General features: G+C 60.7%; 13 protein-coding genes. 8 read left to right on the top strand and 5 right to left on the bottom strand.

What is annotated here, in order from left to right:
• Positions 1-199 precede the first annotated feature (199 nt).
• The gene (locus EWV35_RS06510; RefSeq protein ID WP_129659307.1) at positions 200-1,951 is read right to left on the bottom strand and encodes a glycerol-3-phosphate dehydrogenase/oxidase; all 1,752 of its coding nucleotides are present in this window, start codon (positions 1,949-1,951) and stop codon (positions 200-202) included.
• 139 nt (positions 1,952-2,090) lie between these two features.
• On the opposite strand from EWV35_RS06510, the gene EWV35_RS06505 reads away from it, so the two are divergent.
• Positions 2,091-3,071 carry a sugar-binding transcriptional regulator gene (locus EWV35_RS06505; protein ID WP_129659304.1) on the top strand — a complete coding sequence of 327 codons (981 nt, stop codon included), beginning with the start codon at positions 2,091-2,093 and terminating at the stop codon, positions 3,069-3,071.
• A 4-nt stretch (positions 3,072-3,075) separates the two neighbouring features.
• Here the strand turns inward: EWV35_RS06505 and EWV35_RS06500 are convergent, their stop codons facing one another.
• On the bottom strand, positions 3,076-3,969 hold the full coding sequence (locus tag EWV35_RS06500; RefSeq protein ID WP_129659301.1) for a LysR substrate-binding domain-containing protein: 894 nt from the start codon (positions 3,967-3,969) through the stop codon (positions 3,076-3,078).
• A 207-nt stretch (positions 3,970-4,176) separates the two neighbouring features.
• Here EWV35_RS06500 and EWV35_RS06495 point away from each other — a divergent pair, with 207 nt between their 5' ends.
• The 5 genes from EWV35_RS06495 (at position 4,177) to EWV35_RS06475 (ending at position 10,412) form a co-directional block, all read left to right on the top strand.
• Complete coding sequence (locus EWV35_RS06495) at positions 4,177-7,623, top strand: bifunctional proline dehydrogenase/L-glutamate gamma-semialdehyde dehydrogenase (RefSeq protein WP_238654236.1); 3,447 nt, start codon at positions 4,177-4,179, stop codon at positions 7,621-7,623.
• A gap of 99 nt (positions 7,624-7,722) precedes the next feature.
• Entirely contained in the window at positions 7,723-8,109 is a 387-nt protein-coding gene (gene gcvH / locus EWV35_RS06490) for a glycine cleavage system protein GcvH (RefSeq protein WP_129659295.1), read from the top strand.
• Positions 8,110-8,357: 248 nt separating this feature from the next.
• On the top strand, positions 8,358-8,810 hold the full coding sequence (locus EWV35_RS06485; protein ID WP_129659292.1) for an FHA domain-containing protein: 453 nt from the start codon (positions 8,358-8,360) through the stop codon (positions 8,808-8,810).
• Positions 8,811-8,822: 12 nt separating this feature from the next.
• Entirely contained in the window at positions 8,823-9,569 is a 747-nt protein-coding gene (gene ftsR, locus EWV35_RS06480; RefSeq protein WP_129659289.1) for a transcriptional regulator FtsR, read from the top strand.
• A 261-nt stretch (positions 9,570-9,830) separates the two neighbouring features.
• Positions 9,831-10,412, top strand: coding sequence for a MerR family transcriptional regulator (locus EWV35_RS06475; protein WP_129659670.1), 582 nt, complete (start codon positions 9,831-9,833; stop codon positions 10,410-10,412).
• A gap of 213 nt (positions 10,413-10,625) precedes the next feature.
• Here the strand turns inward: EWV35_RS06475 and EWV35_RS06470 are convergent, their stop codons facing one another.
• The gene (locus tag EWV35_RS06470) at positions 10,626-11,423 is read right to left on the bottom strand and encodes a ParA family protein (RefSeq protein WP_129659286.1); all 798 of its coding nucleotides are present in this window, start codon (positions 11,421-11,423) and stop codon (positions 10,626-10,628) included.
• Between the two features lie 275 nt (positions 11,424-11,698).
• On the opposite strand from EWV35_RS06470, the gene EWV35_RS06465 reads away from it, so the two are divergent.
• Positions 11,699-15,148 carry a pyruvate carboxylase gene (locus EWV35_RS06465; protein ID WP_129659283.1) on the top strand — a complete coding sequence of 1,150 codons (3,450 nt, stop codon included), beginning with the start codon at positions 11,699-11,701 and terminating at the stop codon, positions 15,146-15,148.
• Positions 15,149-15,309: 161 nt separating this feature from the next.
• Positions 15,310-16,731, top strand: a complete 1,422-nt coding sequence (locus EWV35_RS06460) for a mycothione reductase (RefSeq protein ID WP_129659280.1) — start codon at positions 15,310-15,312, stop codon at positions 16,729-16,731.
• A 118-nt stretch (positions 16,732-16,849) separates the two neighbouring features.
• Here EWV35_RS06460 and EWV35_RS06455 read toward each other — a convergent pair whose 3' ends face one another.
• Together EWV35_RS06455 and EWV35_RS06450 are read right to left on the bottom strand one after the other, a co-directional pair.
• On the bottom strand, positions 16,850-18,685 hold the full coding sequence (locus tag EWV35_RS06455; protein ID WP_129659277.1) for an AMP-dependent synthetase/ligase: 1,836 nt from the start codon (positions 18,683-18,685) through the stop codon (positions 16,850-16,852).
• A complete protein-coding gene (locus tag EWV35_RS06450) occupies positions 18,682-19,545 on the bottom strand; it encodes an alpha/beta hydrolase (protein ID WP_165168405.1) in 864 nt (287 codons plus the stop codon). The genes EWV35_RS06455 and EWV35_RS06450 overlap by 4 nt, the downstream gene beginning before the upstream one ends.
• Positions 19,546-19,667 lie beyond the last annotated feature (122 nt).

The following is a 19,667-nucleotide window of genomic DNA, read 5'->3' as shown; positions in this document are numbered from 1 at the left end:
CTGGGGTGCGATACCGAGAATCCCGGTGGATCCGTCGGCGAGTAATGATCCGGTCATTACCGCTCACTTTCCGGCACTTCGTCGTGCCTTATTGTTCTGAATCGCCGGTGTTCAGCCGGCGGGTCGGCGATTGATGGATGAAAACTAGGGCCGGGCGGTCAGCCCGAAGGGTACTTTCCGCCCGGCCAGACATGGATGGCTAGCGCGAACCCAAAACCTTGCGGGGCATGATCTCGGGGTCGGATGTGATGACGTCGGCAGCGCCGGCGTCGTCGTGTTCCTCTTCCGCGCGGGCGATGTTATGAACCCGCTGGGCATAGCTGTCCAACTCGCGTTGGCGTTCTTCCTGGCCCCAGCCGAGTTCGGCGGCCATCACATCGATGATCTCCGGTGCAGCGGCAAGACCGCGGTCTTTCTGCTCGAGGTCCAAACGGACACGGCGCATCAGAACATCCTCGAGGTGGAGCGCTCCCTCGTACCGGACGGCCAGCAGGACCTCTGCGCGCAAGAACATCGGCGCCTTGGCCAGGGGCTGACCAAGTTCCGGGTTCTCGCGGATGAGGTCGAGCAGGTCATCGATTTCCGAACCGTATCGGTCCAGAAGGCTGTCCACTCGGGCGGCCGTCCAGCCGTTTTCTTCCGCGATGTCGTTGGCGCGGGCCAGAGCAGCTCGGTAGCCCTGGGCGCCGACCAGCGGAATGTCTTCCGTGACGGAGGGACGTGCACCTGCGATGGATCCCAAGGCGAAATCGACGGCATCTTTGGCCATGACCCGATAGGTGGTCAACTTGCCCCCGGCGATCGCGGACATGCCCGGAGCCACCTCGGCCACGGTGTGCTCGCGTGACACCTTGGTGGACTGCGTCGAGCTCTCGCCCTTGACGCCGGGTTGGAGGAGCGGCCGGAGCCCGGCGTAAGTAGAGATGATGTCGTCTCTGGTCAACGGCTTCTCGAGGATTGCGTTGGCGTGATCGAGGATGTAGTCGATGTCGTCCGCAGTGGCGACCGGGCGTGCGACGTCCTGGTCATAAGGGGTGTCGGTCGTACCGATGACCCAATAGCGCTGCCACGGAATGATGAACAGGACAGACTTTTCCGTCCGAAGGAAGATGCCGGATTCGGCATTGATGCGCTCCCGCGGCACGACAATGTGAACGCCCTTGGACGCAAGCACCTGCAGTCCACGGTCCTCACCGGTCAAGGCCTCGGTTTCCTCGGTCCAGACGCCGGTTGCGTTGATGACGTGCTTCGCCTTGACCTCGTGTACCTTCTGGGTCTCCAAGTCCGTGATCTTGGCGCCGACCACGCGGCCGGTTTCCGACTTGATCACCTCCGTGACCTGCGTACGGCTGGCCGCGAGTGCCCCATAACCGGCAGCGGTTCGGATGAGATCGATGACCAGGCGGGCGTCGTCGACACGAGCGTCGTAAAAGCGGATCGCGCCGGAGAGCTCGGAATCCTTGATGTCCGGGAAGATCTGTTTGGCGCCCTTCTTGGAGTAATGCTTCTGGGTCGGGACCGTTTTGTGGCCCCGAGCCCCAGCAATGGCCATGGCGTCATACATTCCGATCCCGATTGCGGAGTAACTGCGTTCGATGACCGGCATCTTGAGCGGCCACAAAAACGGTTGTGCCTTGACGAGATGCGGGGCCAAGCTGGTCAGCAGCAAGCCGCGCTCCTTGAGGGCCTCGGCAACCAGCTTGAAATCAAGGTTCAACAGGTAGCGAAGGCCGCCGTGGACGAGTTTTGATGACCAGGCGGACGTTCCTGATGCCCAGTCGCCGGCGTCGACGACGGCGGTGCGCAGGCCACGGGTAGCGGCGTCCAGTGCGATTCCGGCTCCAGTTACCCCGCCTCCGATGACGAGGACGTCTACGCCTTCGGCGTCCGACATGTCCTCCAGCGCATTCTGGCGGGAAGCCGCGGTCAGATGAGTTGCGGCGTTTTTCATGGAGCCTCCTAGATACTGGCGGATATTTCCGGTGACGCCCGAGGCGCGGTGGCACCTATGACGTGTTAATTTCATTTCTACACATTCATGAAAGAATGATCATCACTGATGCACGAACGTGCAGATATGAGATGAGGGCATGAACAAACGTGATGACTTGGCTCACAAAGCCGCAACCATGTATTACCTCCAGGACCAGACGATGGATGCCGTGGCCAGCGAGTTCGAGGTCTCGAGGGCGACCGTCTCCCGTCTCCTGAAATATGCGCGGGAATCCGGGTTGGTGCGCATAACCCTCGCGGATGTTCCCAGTGAACGGGACGAGCTGGGCGGCCGTCTCGAGAAAATCTTTGGCATCAATGCACAAGTGGTCCCGATCAGAGGCAGTTCCTCGCCGATCAGCCAGATGGAGCAAGTCTCGCGTGTGGCCGCATCTGCTCTGGACGCGATGATGGAACCCGGAACTGTGCTCGGCATGGCGTGGGGTTCAACCGTCACGGAAATCTCCCGTCATCTGACCCCGCGAAAAGTGCCTGATTCCGTGGTGGTCCAGCTCAATGGGGCGGGCAACGCCCGTCGTTCGGGGATTCCGTACACGGGGGCGATCCTCAATTCAGTCGCGGAAGCCTTCGGCTCCCAAATTGTGCATTTTCCTGTTCCGGCGTTTTTCGACTACGCCGACACCAAACAAGCATTGTGGCGAGAGCGGAGCATCCGCAGCGTTTTGCACCTTCAATCGCAGACGGACGTCGCGGTCTTCGGCGTGGGAGCACTTGACGGTCCCGTGCCGTCACATGTCTACAGCTCGGGGTATTTCGATGACGAGGACTTTGCACTGTTGTCCGCGGAGAAAGTTGTGGGGGACATCTGCACCGTTCTTCTGCGGGAGGACGGTACGTGGCAGGACATCGAAATGAATCGTAGGGCTTCGGGGCCGACGCCGTTCGAGCTGTCGCGTATCGAAAGGCGTCTGTGCGTGGTCTCTGGACCTCACAGGGCAGGCGCGTTGTTGGGGGCGTTGCGGGCTCGTGCGGTAACAGACCTCGTTGTCGATTCCCTCACGGCTAAAATCCTTTTGGACAAGCTCGCGGGGCGGCGTCCCGGCGAATTCCGGCCCTGAACCTCTACAGGAGCTTGACCTTCGCGGCGGACTCTTCCAGGGCATGGCGTACCGCCTCGATCGCGGGGCGACGGGCCATGTCTCGGCGAGCAGATGTGAAGACATGTCTGTGAGGCAGATTGGGCAATTCGATGAGTCTGACGCGCGGCGTCGAGCCAGCCCAGGCGAAGCCAGGAAGGAGCGCCACGGCCAGTCCGCATTCCACGAGGTCGATGTGAGCTCGAACGTCGTCGAATTCGAATCGGACATGAGGTTCGAAGCCTGCGGTGCGGCAAACGTGCTCGGCCCAGCTTCTGCTCGCGTTGGACTTCGATTCCATGACCCACGGGGACCGAGCGGCATCGGCGATCGAATAGACGTCGGATTCCGGTGCGACCGCGAGCATGACTGGATCCTCGTTAAGGGGGCGAGAGTCCAGCTCAGGGAACTCTCGCACGGCATGGTGGGGGTACTGTTCCGCGACCACGAGGTCGACATCCCTCATGTGCGTGTGTTCCAAGGCCGCTTCCGGTTCGCGTTGCAAAGCCTCGACCCTCAGATCAGGGTAGCGCCCGGAGAGGGCTTCGAGCGTATCGGTGAGCAGAGCCATTGCGGCGGTCTGGAAAATGGCCAGTCGAACGGTCCCTGCGGGCGTCTGGTCCGTGGACTCCAGGGCCGTTTGCGCGAGTTCGAGCTCGTGAAGGATCTTCTCGGTATGTTCGACGAGGATCCGTGCCTTGGGAGTGAGGGTTACCGTGCGCCCTTGTTTCTGAAGCAGGTGGTGACCGCATTCGTGCTCCAAGGCAGTCAACTGCTGAGACACGGCAGAAGGCGTATAGCCCAGGACGTCGGCTGTTTCCGCAAGAGTTCCCCGAGTCGAAAGTTCCTGGAGGACACGGAGTTTTTTGACGTCCAGCATGAGCCCTCGTTCCGTGAGTAGAACTTACGGATAATCGTAAATTCCCGTAACTTTTTCTTACCTAATTCATGGTACATACTGGTGAACAAGCGCGCTATGCGCACACGTCAAAGACGACGCACGATGCCGAAGAATCCTTCGGCACGATTTCGCTTAGAGGAGGCATTCTTGTCATCGAACCCATTCGCTTCCGGCGAGTACCAAAAGATGGCCCAAGAGGCCGGAAAAATCGTCAAAGGGTGGCTGAATGCCTCCCGCGACGTTCCCGAGGACAAGGCCGCGGCTCAGTTAGCCGGCGTTCTCAAAGATCCGCACGGACTCGAATTCACTGTTGGCTTCGTTGACGAGGTCATACGTCCAGAGGACGACGCTGCGGCCGGACGCAACCTCGGCCGGCTGGCCCCCATTGTTCCCAAATTCCTCCCGCCCCATCTGCGCGCGGCTGTCAAAGCGGGCGGTGTCGTCGCCCCCAAGGTTTCTTGGCCCACGATCCCTCTGGCCAGGAAGGCCATGCGGGACATGGTCGGACACTTGATCGTGGATGCCCGGGACGAAAAGCTCGGACCGGCCATCAAGCACTTGACGGCCGGCGGAAACAAGCTCAACATCAACCTGTTGGGCGAAGCAGTCCTCGGCAACGAGGAAGCCGAGCGCCGTCTGCGGGAAACCGAGCGACTGCTGCGTCGGGACGACGTCGATTACGTCTCGATCAAGGTCTCCGCGGTCTCCGGTCCCCACTCTCCCTGGTCTTTCGATGCTGTGGTCGAGCGCGCCGTCGAACGCCTGACTCCGCTCTACGAATACGCTGCCAAATCCGGCACCCCCAAGTTCATCAATATGGACATGGAGGAGTACAAGGACCTCGACATGACGATCGAGGTCTTCACCCGGATCCTCGATCAGCCCCAGCTCAAGAACCTCGAGGCCGGGATCGTCCTGCAGGCCTATCTGCCGGACACTCTCGAAGCCATGGAGCGCTTGCAGAAGTGGGCCGCTAAACGCGTCGACAACGGCGGCGCCCGGATCAAGGTTCGCCTGGTCAAGGGAGCCAACCTGTCCCTCGAAATGGTCGAAGCCGTCGTCCACAAGTGGCCGCTGACGACATGGGATTCCAAGGAAGCCACCGACACCAACTACAAGCGCGTTCTCGATTACGCCCTCCGACCGGAGCACACCAAGAACATTCGCCTGGGCGTGGCCGGTCACAATCTGTTCGACATCGCATTCTCCTGGCTGCTGGCTCAACACCGCGGAGTCATCGACGATGTCGAGTACGAGATGCTGATTGGCATGGCCGCCCAGCAAGCCGAGGTCGTCCGCCGTGACGTCGGTCAATTGCTCCTTTACACCCCTGTCGTCCGACCGGAGGAATTCGACGTCGCCATCTCATACCTGGTCCGTCGCCTCGAGGAGAACGCCTCGAGTGAGAACTTCATGTCGGCTATCTTCGATCTGAACGACAGCCAGTTCCTGTTCGACCGGGAAAAGGCCCGCTTCGAGCGCTCCTTGGAGAAAGTCACGAGCGAGGTTCCGCCGCCGAACCGTCAGCAAAACCGTGCGGAGGAGAACGTGGACAACGTCTTCTCGCCGGGAGACTCCTTCGACAACACCCCGGATACGGATACATCGCTCGCACACAACCGGGCCTGGGGCAAGCAGATCCTGGAACGCGCCAGAAATTCGGATCTGGGCAAGAAGCTCGTTCAGGATTCCGTCCTCACGAGCGAATCACAGGTCGAGGAAGCCATCGCCCGCGCCAAGAAGGCGGGCGAGAATTGGGGTGCTCGTCCCGCTCATGAGCGCGCAGAAATCTTGCGAAAGGCCGGCCGTGTACTAGGTGCCAAACGTGCACAGTTGCTCGAGGTCATGGCCTCTGAAGCGGGCAAATTGCTTGACCAGGGGGACCCCGAGGTTTCCGAAGCCATCGACTTCGCCAACTACTATGCGGGGCTCGCCGAAGCTCTCGAGAACGTCGATGGTGCGCAGTACCACCCGTCCAAGGTCACGGTTGTGACCCCTCCGTGGAACTTCCCCGTGGCGATTCCGACCGGCTCGACCTTGGCCGCGCTCGCGTCCGGTTCCTCAGTGCTCTTCAAACCGGCCGGCGAATCGAAGAGGTGCGGGGCCGTCATCGCGGACGCTCTGTGGGAAGCGGGGGTACCGAAGGACGTCCTGCAGCTCGTGCAGTTGTCCGAACGCGATCTCGGGCGCACGCTCGTCTCCCATCCCGATATCGATCGTTTGATCCTCACGGGCGGATACGAGACGGCGGAACTGTTCCGTTCATTCCGCAAGGATCTCTCGCTTCTCGGGGAGACCTCAGGGAAGAACTCGATCATCGTCACACCGAACGCGGACTTAGACCTGGCCGCCAAAGACGTCGTCGCGTCGGCCTTCGGCCACGCGGGCCAGAAGTGTTCGGCCTGCTCGACTGTGATTCTTGTCGGCTCTGCCGCCAGTTCTAAGCGTTTCCGTAATCAGCTCGTCGACGCCGTGAAGTCGCTGCACATTGCATACCCCACGGATATTCGTTCCGAGATGGGACCCGTCATCAAGGCACCGGAGGGCAAACTGCTCCGCGGGCTGACTACCTTGGGCGAGGGCGAGCAGTGGATCATTGAGCCCAAACAACTGGACGAATCCGGCAAGCTGTGGTCTCCCGGTGTCCGTGCCGGAGTCAAGCCCGGAAGTGAATATCACATGACCGAGTACTTCGGCCCGATCCTGGGTGTCATGACGGCCAAGACGCTCGAAGAAGCCATCGAGTTGCAGAACGCTCCCGAGTACGGACTGACCGCGGGTCTCCACTCGCTCAACTCGGACGAGCTGGCGGTCTGGCTCGACCGTGTCGAGGCGGGCAACCTGTACGTCAACCGCGGAATTACCGGTGCGATCGTTCGCCGTCAGCCATTTGGCGGATGGAAGAAATCGACTGTCGGCTCGGGAACCAAGGCGGGCGGACCGAATTACCTGGTCGCCCTGGGGGATTGGACGACCAAACCGGCGACGGCAATCGCTTCTCCGTCCAATGACAATGTGAAGCAACTGCTCAACCGTGCACGGGAACCTCACGCCCTGACGCGTGAGCAGATCGAGTTCCTCTCCCGCGCCGCATCGGCCGATGCGGAGGCGTGGGGCACCGAATTCGGGGTCCGGCACGACCCGTCACAGCTCGGTATTGAGCGGAACATTCTTCGTTACGTTCCCCAAAAGGTGCACGTGCGTGCCGACGACGACGCGTCGCTCGCCGAGACCTTGCGTGTCGTTGCCGCGGGATTGGCTGCAGAAGCGCCGATCGAGTTGTCGGTCTCTCGCCAGCTACCGGTTTATGTTCGTGGCGCACTCGATTCGGCGGGCGTCAATATAACCGTGGAAACCGACGACGCATGGCGCACCGCTCTGCGCGGGATCCGGGACATCAAGCCGGCCGATCTCGACGGAACACGATTCGAGGGCTGCCGTATTCGGTACCTCGGAACTGATCCCGAATCGGTCTTCGAAGCGCTCAATGGTCGCCCGGACGTCGCCGTCTATCACGGTGAGGTCACCGAGGCCGGCCGGATCGAGATGCTTCCGTTCGTCCGCGAGCAGGCAGTGTCCATTACGGCCCACCGCTTTGGCAACCCCAACCACTTCTCCGACGGTGTGATCTAGCACCCGATATTAAGTGTCCCGTGTAATATTGATGCCGGTGCCGATTCGATTCGGCACCGGCATCATCACTGCATTCCATCACTTGTCGAGAGGCGCCTCATGAGCAATATTCCCGCCGAGCTTTCTTACACTTCCGAGCACGAATGGGTCTCGGACGCCGACTCCGAGGGTGTCGTCACCGTAGGCATCACCGATCACGCGCAGGATTCTCTGGGCGATGTTGTCTATGTCGACCTGCCGGAAAGTGGCTCAACCTTCGAAGCCGGCGAGTCCTTCGGGGAAGTGGAGTCCACCAAGTCCGTCTCAGACCTCTACATGCCGGTTTCAGGTGAGATCGTGGACGTCAATGAGGCGCTCGCTGACCAGCCCGAAAGGTTGAATTCCGATCCGTATGACGCCGGTTGGCTCGTCAGGGTCCGCCCATCCGACCCTGAGTCGCTCAAGGGCCTCCTGGATGCAGCAGCCTATGAAGGCGAAATCGCCTGAACCGGCTGAGCTCTCAGCGATTTAAGGATTAATTTTAGGTCTAGCTGGCCGACCTTTACAGGTCCGCCAGCTAGACTTTAAGTCTCAGGTCCAGGTCCAAGCTTGGTTCCTGTGCGCGGTTGTGAGGCGGCCTCGCACGAAGCACTACCGCGCAAGAATCTTGAGGTTCACAGAACGGGGCCCCCTCAGCCTCTTCTGGGCGAGCCTCGATTGGCGCTTTAATGCGCCCATGACAAAAGGGGAAATATATGACCGATCATCGTGAACCGAGCCCTGACACAACCGTGTTCGGCGTCACCTCAACGAGCGCAAGTGCTGGCCACAAGCGTCAGCTTGCCAAGGAAGAGATCGCCGCTATCAAAGCGCTGCCTTCGGAATCTGCGCTCCTGATTGCCCAAGAGGGACCGCAGCACAGTGCGCGGTTCCTTCTCGATGCAGGAATGGCGCAGTCCGGTGGAGCCGACAACGGAATTGTCGCAGGCAGGCATCCCGAAGCCGACATATTCCTGGACGACGTCACGGTGTCTCGCAGACACGCCCTGTTCCAATTCAATGCGGGTCGTTTCGACCTTACCGATGTCGGCTCCCTCAACGGGACTTACGTCAACGGGGACCGTGTGGACCACGTGACTCTCAAGAACGGCGATGAGGTGCGCATCGGAAAATTCGCCTTCATCTACTACGCGAGCGACGCTCAGTAGGGCGGCGTCGGAATGTCGACGACACCCGAACAGCAAGCCGCTGAGGAGTCTTCCGAAGAAAACTCCGCGAGGCGGGTCAAGGACAAGACTATTGGTCAGGTGCTCAGCCATCTTGAGGACTCATTTCCCGGGCTCAGCGCGTCCAAAATCCGGTTCCTCGAAGATCGTGGTCTCGTGTTTCCCCAACGGACCAATACGGGGTACCGCAAGTACTCGAGCGAAGACATCGAGCGCTTGCGTTACGTGCTGACCCTACAACGCGACCAGTATCTCCCCTTGAAAGTCATCAAGGAAAAAGTCGATGAGCTCGAACGCCAAGGCTTTCCCCGGGACGGCGAGGCATCCGCAGCCGGGGAGTCCGCTGCCCCGGATGCTTCGCCGCCGCGGGTGGAGCAGCGCCGGTATACCATCCGGGAGCTGTCACGCCACACGTCGGTGGACTTGCCGATGTTGCGGGAATTGATCAATTACGGGTTGATCGAAGAAGGACCTGACGGCACCTTCGATGAGTACGCCGCACGGGTCACGGCACTGTGTTCCCAGCTCACCGCTCATGGGCTCCAGCCCAGGCATTTGCGTCCGTTCCGGGCGGCCGCGGATCGTGAGGTCGCTTTGGTCGGGCAGACCATTGCGCCGATGGCCAGCCGTCGTGACGAGCGATCACGGGAGAAAGCTTCGGAAACCGCGCGTGAAATCTCCGCCCTGTGCACCAATCTTCACGCCACGCTGGTCGCCGACCAAGTGGAGAAGTCTTGGTAGACTAGGGCACACTCGCACGGAAACGCGCGGGACGTGTCACTGAATGAGGGATCCAGCAAGACACGGACGAATGTCTTTGATTCGCCCGGTCTGTCCCTCTAACGTCTAATTCGGACGATGACCTCACTGGTTTTAAGGAGGACCCGCGTGGGCCAGCATGGATCGCACAACGACCCGCAGCGGGATCGTCTCAAAGGCGCGCGCTCTGAGGGTCCTCGTGCGGCGGAGCCTCCGGAATTCGACGAGCAGTTGCTTCCTGGCATGGAAGGGATCGTTCCGGCACCTCCTACCGGCCGACAGGGGATGCTTTTCGACGACGACCTCGTGGCCCTCGACGAGAACATCGGATACCGAGGCCCCGTAGCCTGCAAAGCCGCGGGCATCACGTACCGTCAGCTGGATTATTGGGCTCGGACCAAACTCGTTGAACCGACGGTCCGGGGGGCCAAGGGGTCAGGTACCCAGCGCCTTTACTCCTTTCGAGATGTCCTCGTACTGAAGATCGTCAAACGTCTTCTGGACACCGGTGTGTCCCTCCAACAGATCCGGTCCTCCGTCGAGCACTTGCGTACCCGCGGCGTTGAAGACTTGGCACAGATCACGCTGATGTCGGACGGTGCGAGCGTGTACGAGTGCACCTCACCCGACGAAGTGATCGATCTCGTGCAGGCAGGCCAGGGCGTCTTCGGGATCGCCGTGGGCAGGGTCTGGCGCGAGCTCGAGAACAATCTCTCGACCATGCCCGGCGAGGACATGCGGGAACCGCTTGAGGAATCCGAAGGGGATTTTCCGGGGGACGAGCTGTCCGCACGTCGTGCGGCGCGCAATAACGTTGCCGGCTAGAATCCCTCGCAGAGCGGCCGAACCGGCGTAATAGGTCCTCACCCGGGTAGATCCGAGCCGCGAGGCTTTCTGCCCAGCGGATTTCCAGACGAGGGCCTCGTTCCCTCTTCCCTTAAGTGCGGGGCACGGAATTTTCGTCACCTACCGGAATGCATTCGTCTTCTGATCCCGCCTTGCTCCGGTGGCTGCCTCTGTAGGCTCAGCCCAGTCCGACTAGCTTGTGACGAGTCCTTCGAGAATCGTGTCGAAGGCCTCGGCCATCGCCGCGGCTTCCTCATTGGCCGTCCATGCGTGAATGGGCGAGGCGGAGCCTTGAACTTGCTGCCACACGGTGCTGTCCGCGATGGTCGGTGCGACCATAAGTTTGCCGAACATACCCTGCATCTCTTCGACGCGGTACTGATGCTCTGCGGAATCGCGTTGCGCCTTGTTCACCACGACGCTCGCCGCCTGAACTTTGAACTCGCTCTCCGACTCGAATCGCGCGATAGCGCGCATAGTCCGCTCGGTGCCGGCCACGGAGAACAGGCTCGGTTCTGCCACCGCCAGAACTTTCTGGGAGGCCGCCCAGGCAATCATGGTCAAGGTATTGAGGGTTGGCGGGCAGTCGATCAGTACCAAATCGTAGCGATTGGTGTGAGACAGAGCGTTCCGCAATCGACTCAGGTTCTTTCTGGTCGGAGGAAGGTGATCGAATGCTACCGAGCCCGAAGAACCGACGACCACGTCAAGTCGAGGGCGCCGAGCTGATGAGCGGTCCGCTTGCCATCCGGCGGGTACGCAGCTCGATTCGACAGTTTTCTTCCTGGGGGAGCGTAATACCGTGGCAGCGTCGGCCCCGTCGGAAGTGTGAGTGGAGACGGCCAAACCTGTACTGGCGTCTCCATGAGGGTCGAGGTCCACGACCAACGTGCTGAGACCCCGGGTGGCCGCGGCGGAGGCCAGGCCCAAGGTAACGGAGGTCTTTCCAACCCCGCCTTTGAGGGAGCTGATACTGACAACCTGCGTCACACAAACCTCGCGATGACTTTGAGTACGAAATGCTTCACCATCATATCGGCACCCGGGAGCAATTACTGACGCGGCAGACCGTTGCCCGTGTTCGGCGGATCCCGTGACACGTTCAGACGTCACAGAGTTTATGGCCGGCGCGTCGTTCCATTAGGTTAGAGGAATCACTTATGCCCGTAAGATACGACATACCCATGAGCTGAACAGCTCCGATCGTCGAGACAAGTCCGATTCTTGTAGAGTCACACCTTCAAGGCGGACGGAAACGGTTATCAATGTTCTCTAAGATCCTGGTCGCCAACCGTGGCGAGATCGCGATCCGCGCATACCGAGCCGCATACGAGCTCGGGGCCAAGACAGTTGGCGTGTTTCCCTACGAAGACCGTCACTCCATACATCGTCAGCAGGCCGACGAGGCCTACCCGATCGGTGAAGAAGGGCATCCCGTACGGGCCTACCTCGATGTCGAGGAAATCATCCGCGTAGCCAAGGAAGCCGGCGTCGACGCCATCTACCCAGGATACGGTTTCCTCTCGGAAAACCCTGAACTGGCCAAAGCGGCCGAACGGGAAGGCATTACGTTCATCGGCCCCCCGGCAGACGTCCTGGACCTGGCGGGGAACAAGGTCGAGGCGCTCAAAGCGGCCCGCCGCGCAGGGATTCCCGTCTTGGACTCGACCGAGCCCTCCGCGGACAAGGAAAAGCTGATCCAGGAAGCCGAAGAAATCGGCTTTCCTATATTCGTCAAAGCCGTAGCCGGAGGCGGCGGTCGCGGTATGCGTCGAGTGAATACGCGGGAAGAACTCCCGGATGCGCTATCGGCAGCAATGCGCGAGGCAGAAACTGCATTCGGGGATGCAACGGTATTCTTGGAGCAAGCGGTGCTCCGACCCCGCCACATCGAGGTCCAGATCCTGGCAGACGGCGACGGCAATACGGTCCACCTCTTCGAACGCGATTGTTCGCTGCAGCGTCGCCACCAAAAAGTCGTCGAAATCGCACCGGCACCCCACCTGGACGAAGATATCCGCCAGGCGCTGTACCGAGATGCCGTCAAGTTCGCGAAGGAACTCGGCTACGCCAATGCGGGAACCGTGGAATTCCTCGTGGATACCGTGGGCGAACGGGCTGGTCAGCACGTGTTCATTGAGATGAACCCGCGTATCCAGGTCGAGCACACCGTGACCGAGGAAATCACAGACATCGACCTTGTCCAGTCCCAGATGCGGATCGCTGCAGGGGAGACCCTCGAGGATCTCGGTATCAGCCAGGACACGCTTCGCATTCGCGGCGCAGCCCTGCAGTGCCGCATTACCACCGAGGATCCGACCAATGGATTCCGGCCGGATGTCGGCAAGATCAACGCGTACCGGTCCGCCGGTGGCGCTGGGGTGCGCCTGGACGGCGGCACTGTCTACGCGGGAGCCGAAATTTCGCCCCACTTCGACTCGATGCTCTGCAAGGTCACTTGTCGAGGCAAGGATTTTCAGACCGCTGTCCAGCGCGCACAACGTGCGCTTGCTGAATTCCGTATCCGCGGCGTGGCCACCAATATCCCCTTCGTGGCGGCCGTACTCGAGGACCCGGTGTTCCAAGCGGGCGATGTCTCGACCCCATTCATCGACGAGCACCCCGAGCTTCTGACCAAGAAGCATTCATCGGATCGCGGTACTCGTGCTCTGACCTACTTGGCCAACGTCACGGTCAATCAGCCCCATGGTCCGCGCATCGAAGGCATTGATCCTCGTACCAAACTTCCCCGCTTCCCTGGGGACAAGGTCGAGGAGCCATTCCGCAGTCCTTTCGACGGATCCGACCACGTTCCTCCGGAAGGTTGGCGCCAGAAGCTCCTCAAGTTGGGGCCCGAAGGATTCGCCAAGGCCCTGCGCGAGTACAAACCGCTTGCCGTGACAGACACGACTTTCCGGGACGCACATCAGTCGCTGCTGGCCACGCGTATTCGTACGCGTGACATGCTTGCCGCGGCTCCCGCCGTCGCTCACGTGACGCCAGAGTTGTTCTCCATGGAGGCTTGGGGAGGCGCTACGTACGACGTCGCCCTGCGCTTCCTCGGCGAGGATCCATGGGAACGACTTCGTCTTCTCCGCGAAGCGATGCCGAATATCCCGATCCAGATGCTTCTGCGCGGTCGCAACACCGTCGGTTACACGCCGTACCCCACGGACGTGACCGATGCCTTCGTGCAGGAAGCCGCGGCGACGGGCGTCGATATCTTCAGGATCTTCGATGCGCTCAACGACGTTTCGCAGATGGAGCCTGCCATCAAGGCGGTTCGCGAGACGGGGACCGCTGTTGCCGAGGTTGCCATGTGCTACACCGGCAATCTGCTGGACCCGGACGAGAAGATCTACACGCTGGATTACTATCTTGATCTGGCTCAGCAGATCGTGGATGCGGGAGCGCACATTCTCGCGATCAAGGACATGGCGGGACTCCTGCGCCCTGAGGCGGCTCGCCGTCTGGTTACGGCGTTGCGGGAGAAATTCGAAGACATCCCGGTCCATCTGCACACGCACGATACCGCCGGTGGTCAGCTGGCTACCTTGCTTGCGGCTTCGGAAGCTGGGGTCGACGCCGTCGACGTTGCCTGCGCGGCCATGGCCGGGACCACGAGCCAGCCTTCGGCCTCGGCGTTGGTCGCGGCCATGGCGAATACCGAGCGTGACACGGGGATATCCCTCGATGCCATCTCCTCGTTGGAGCCGTACTGGGAATCGGTCCGCTCGATCTATGCGCCTTTTGAGAAAGGACTCACGGCCCCTACCGGCCGCGTGTACCAACATGAAATCCCCGGTGGCCAGCTGACCAACCTGCGTCAGCAAGCTATTGCCCTGGGCCTCGAAGAACACTTCGAGGAGATCGAGGACATGTACACCCAGGCGAACCGGATGCTCGGCAACATCGTCAAGGTGACTCCCTCTTCCAAGGTCGTTGGCGACCTGGCCCTTCAGCTCGTGGGCATGAAGGTCGACCCTGCTCAGTTCGAGGAGAATCCGGCAAAGTTCGATATTCCCGCGTCGGTCATCAGCTTCCTCAATGGTGAGCTGGGTACCCCGCCCGCTGGGTGGCCCGAACCCTTCAGATCCAAAGCTCTCGAAGGCCGTAAAGCCGAACCTGAGGTCACCGAGTTGTCCAAGGAGGACAAGGAGGCGCTCCGCGGCGATTCTCAAACACGCCGAACGACCTTGAACCGTCTGCTGTTCCCCGGCCCGACCAAGGATTTCGAGGATGCCGTCGAGGAATTCGGCGATATCTCGGTCCTGCATACTCGCGACTATCTGTACGGAATGGTGGAGGGGCGCGAGCATGTCATCTCGCTGGGCAAGGGCGTTCGTCTGCTCGCAACTTTGCAGGCGATCTCCGAGCCCAACGAGAAGGGCTTCCGCTCGGTCATGTGCACTCTCAACGGACAGCAACGTTCGATTGAAGTGCGGGACGAATCGGTCGAGTCCGACTTCAAGGCAGCCGAGAAAGCAGATACATCGAATCCGGGACATGTGGCGGCGCCCTTCGCTGGGGCCGTGACGATCTCGGTTTCCGAAGGCGATGAGGTCAAGGAAGGGGACCAGATCGCAACCATCGAAGCCATGAAGATGGAAGCGTCGATCACTTCCCCGATTTCCGGCAAGGTGTCCCGGGTGATGTTTAACGACATCCGTCAGGTCGCCGGTGGGGATCTCGTGATCGCGGTGGAAACGAAGTAGGACCAGTAGGTCTCGCCCCAGAGAGCGAGGCACACATTCACGCGGGCCCCGGTTTCATTGGGAATGAAGCCGGGGCCCGCGGCGTTGGCAGCATTGAGAGGCCCCGACGGTCGTCATGGAATCGTGCCGCGGGCGCCAGAAAACCGGAATAAGGAGTAGACGTGGCGGATTCGGCTCAGCAGGCTCGTGAATACGATTTGATCGTCGTCGGGTCGGGCTCGGGAAACAGCCTGATCGATCACCATTGGAAAGACAAAAAGGTCGCAATCGTCGATGGTGGTGTCTTCGGCGGAACGTGCCTCAACAAGGGGTGTATCCCGACCAAGATGTTCGCCTATCCCGCGGCGACCGCGATCCACGGTCTCGACGACGACCGGCTGGGTGTGAGCATGCAGCGTACCGAGGTGCGGTGGCAAGAAATTCGGGACCGGATCTTCGGACGGATCGATTCGATCTCGCAGAGCGGCCTCGACTACCGCGAGGATGCGGAGAACGTGGATGTCTACACCGAGTTCGCGACGCTCCGTGACCCTCACACGTTGGTCACGGAATCCGGCGAGGTGATCCGAGGCCGTCAGCTCGTGCTGGCAGCCGGCTCCCGTTCCACCCTCCCGAACATTCCCGGAATAGAGCTTCCCGGCGTGCACACCTCGGACACCGTCATGCGGATCAACGAGCTGCCCCGCCGCGTCGTGATCCTGGGCGGGGGATTCGTGGCTGCGGAGTTCGCTGGAATATTCCACGGACTGGGCTCGCACGTTACTCAAGTGAATCGTTCCGAGCGACTCCTGAGGGACCACGATGCTGAGATCGCTGATCGATTCGTCCGGGAGGCATCCCGGCAGTGGGATCTTCGGCTCAATACCAACATCGCCTCGATCGAGCAATCCCAGGACGGGCTTGAGATCACGCTGGAATCACGCGGCGAGTCAGAGACCGTGCACGCCGACGTCGTCCTGGTCGCGACGGGTCGCGTCTCCAACGTGGATCGTCTTGATGCCGAAAGCGCCGGCTTCGATGTGAAAGACGGCGTTCTCTCCGTGGACGCTTACCAGCGCGTCCTTTCAGGCGGCGAACCGGTCGAGGGCGTCTGGTCGCTGGGTGACGTCAGCTCGGTCATTCAACTCAAGCACCTTGCGAATGCTCAGGAGCGAACCGTCCAGCACAATCTGCTGAATCCCGAGGATCTGCGCGCAACCGACCAACGTTACGTCCCGCACGCCGTATTCACGAACCCTCAGATCGCGGCGGTCGGTCTGAGCGAGGCCGACGCCCGCGACATCGCACGGGCCGAGGGATTCGAGGTCACGGTCAAGGTCCAAGACTTCGGCGACGTCGCGTACGGCTGGGCGATGGAGGACCAGCACGGCCTGGTCAAGCTCATTGCCCGCCGAGATACCGGCGAGCTGCTTGGCGCCCACATCATTGGTGCCGAGGCGTCCATGTTGATTCAGCCCTTGATCCAGGCGATGAGTTTCGGGCTCGCTGCCCACGAGATGGCTCGGGGCCAGTTCTGGATCCATCCCGCATTGACCGAGGTCGTGGAGAATGCTCTGCTCGGGCTGGAGGTCCCCGGGAACTGATTAGTATCGATGCCCTCGTGGACTCGGAACGTACGAAGGCGTGGAGCGCGGCTACCGGACCTGGACCAATGGCTGCGTGCCACGCCTTCTCACATGCCGATTTTCTTCCTCGAGGTTTTCAGGAAGGCTTTTTCTGCGAGTAGATCCCTTCGATGACCTCCGAATAATCCTTGAGTACCTGGGGGCGGCGGATTTTGAGGGACGGCGTCATATGCCCCGACTCTTCCGTGAAATCCTGAGGGATAATTCGGAAGGCTCGGATCGACTCCGCTCTGGAGACGTTGTTGTTGGTGCGGTCGACGAGATCTTGGATGGCCTCTTGGACCTCATCCGTGCTCGCGGCTTCCTCCACGCTGAGATTCGCGTCGAGGCCGAGTCGAGGCAGTTCTCGTTCGAGGGCCTCCTCGTCGAGGGTCACCAAAGCAGAGATGAAGGGGCGTTGATCGCCGATCACGAGACACTGCGAGACCAAAGGGGACTTGCGGATCTCGTCCTCGACGAGGCCTGGGATCACGTTCTTGCCCCCGGCCGTCACGATGATCTCTTTCTTTCGCCCGGTAATCTTCAGCATTCCTCGGTCCGTCAGCTCGCCGACGTCGCCGGTGTGGAACCAGCCGTCCTCCGTGAAACTCTCACGGTCGGCCTCGGGGTTGTTGTAATAACGTTCGATGACCCCGACCCCGCGGCACAGGATTTCGCCGTCGTCGGCGATTTTGATCTCGATTCCAGGCAACGGCGGTCCGACGGTCCCAATGTGGAAGTCTTTGACGGTTCCAACAGAAGCCGGCGCGGTGGTCTCGGTGAGTCCGTATCCTTCCAGAATCTTGATGCCGACGGCGTGGAAGAAGTGAGCCAAGTGCTGGCCCAAGGGCCCGCCGCCCGAGACCGCGTACTGGACCCTGCCGCCCATCGCCGCGCGCAGTTGGGAGAAGACCAAGCGATTGACCAACGCGTACTGGGCCTTCAGCACGGGGGAGGGCTTGGACCCCGACATGACCGTCTCCGACCATGTGACCCCTACCTTCTCGGCGATATCGAAAATCTTTCCCTTGAACGAACTTGCGTCGTGGGCCTGTGCTCGGGCTCCGTTGTAGATCTTCTCGAATACACGCGGGACCACGAGGAGGAACGTCGGGGCGAATGATTTGAGATCCTGGGTGAGATTCTTGAGATCCGGGCTGTGACCCACCACGACACCGACGTCGATGGAGAGGACATGAATATACCGAGCGAAGACGTGAGCCAGCGGCAGGAACATCAGGGTCGAGTTCTCGGAGCTCGCGACCTCAGGTATCGCTTGCTTTGCCGAGGCGCAGAGCTTCACGAAGTTGGCATGCGTGATGACGCAGCCTTTGGGTCTGCCGGTGGTTCCGGATGTGTAGATGATGGTGGCCGGGTCCTGGAGGCCATTCGCTGTTCGGGCCTTTTCAAGGATCGAATCGTCGATTTCGGATCCGAGAGCGCGCAGAGAGGACAGCGAGGACTTCTCGGAGTCTTTTGCCTCGATCCGCCACACATTCTCGACCTTCAGATCGTCATGTTGTGTGGCCCTTCGAACCGCAGCGGCGTGCTGGCGGGTTTCCACGATCACTGCCTTGGCCCCCGAATCGCCCAGATTCCACGAGACTTGAGAAGGAGAGGATGTTTCGTAGACGGGAACGGTCACGCCGCCCGCGTACATGATTGCGAAGTCTGCGACGGCCCATTCATACCGTGTGCGTGACATGATCCCGACACGATCCTGCGGTTTGATCCCCGCTGCGATCAGGCCCTTGGCCATGCTCGTGACGTCTTGTCGGAATGATCGAGCCGCTATTTCTTCCCATTCGCCTTCAGCGCGCTGAACTTTGAACAACGGCTGATCGGCCAGGTCGGGGAATTTCGACTCGAGCAGATCCGTCGTGTTGGTTCGAGGATCGAACTGCTGACGTAGTTCAACCGTGGTTTCTTTCATGACGTCCTTCCTGAAGCGTCGCGGGTTGTGACCGAATCCGGCCGAGAGGCCGAGCCAGAGGTCCGGAGGCCACAACGGGCAAAGAATTCAACTGATCCATTGAAAATTTTGGGGGCGTCGTAATCGAGCGTCGCTACGTGGTAGCTCGACGACAAAGGAACGAGGTCGGGCTCGGAGGGGAGGTGGGCCATGAGATATTCATGGCTCGCGTCCGAAACCACATGGTCCACGAGGGACCGGTATATCTGCACCGGCACGGTTACCGCTGGGAGCACCCGGCGTGTTTCCTTGAAGAGTAAGTGCAATTGGGCCGCCCCCTTCAGAGGCGCCTGAGCATATGCCCCCTCGGTGTTCCCGGGCTTCGCGATGTCATCGCCCACACCCCGGATGGTTGGAATGGCGTATGCGAGCCATCTGGCCAACGACATGCCCTTCTGCGGATCGACGACACCCGGGTTGACCAAAACAATTCCTTCGACCGAGCGACGCGCAGCCAGGTGCAGGGCGAGAGCACCGCCCATCGAAAGGCCGGCGACGGCGACTTTCTCGCAACGGGACCGGAGGTTCCAGTAGGCCTCGTCGACGGCTTGCACCCATTCTCGCCACGTCCGCGTGGACATGTCGTGGACCGTGGTTCCGTGGCCGGGCAGGAGCGGCATTTCCACGGAGAATCCCGTGTCAGCGAGGTGTTGCGCCAAGGGGCGGACGCTGTGAGGTGATCCTGTGAAACCGTGAAGAACCAGTACGCCGTCGGGTCCTCCCATCCATTGAGCCGGTGACACATCGACGTCGCCGGAGTAGCCTCGTCCCACGGGGTCTTCCGCACGACGCTTCCCGAAGTAATCTGTGATGTGGCCCATAAGCATATTGTGTCACGTCATACAGGGTCGAGGATGAATCCTGAAACGTGGGAATCGCCAAGTTGAGCGGATAGGCTCATATACGTCACGCGGCGGGAGACGGAACCTGCGGCATCTGCTCG

It is taken from the genome of Rothia uropygialis, assembly GCF_004137765.1.
Lineage (GTDB): Bacteria > Actinomycetota > Actinomycetes > Actinomycetales > Micrococcaceae > Rothia.
This window is presented reverse-complemented; position numbering and strand designations above follow the sequence as displayed.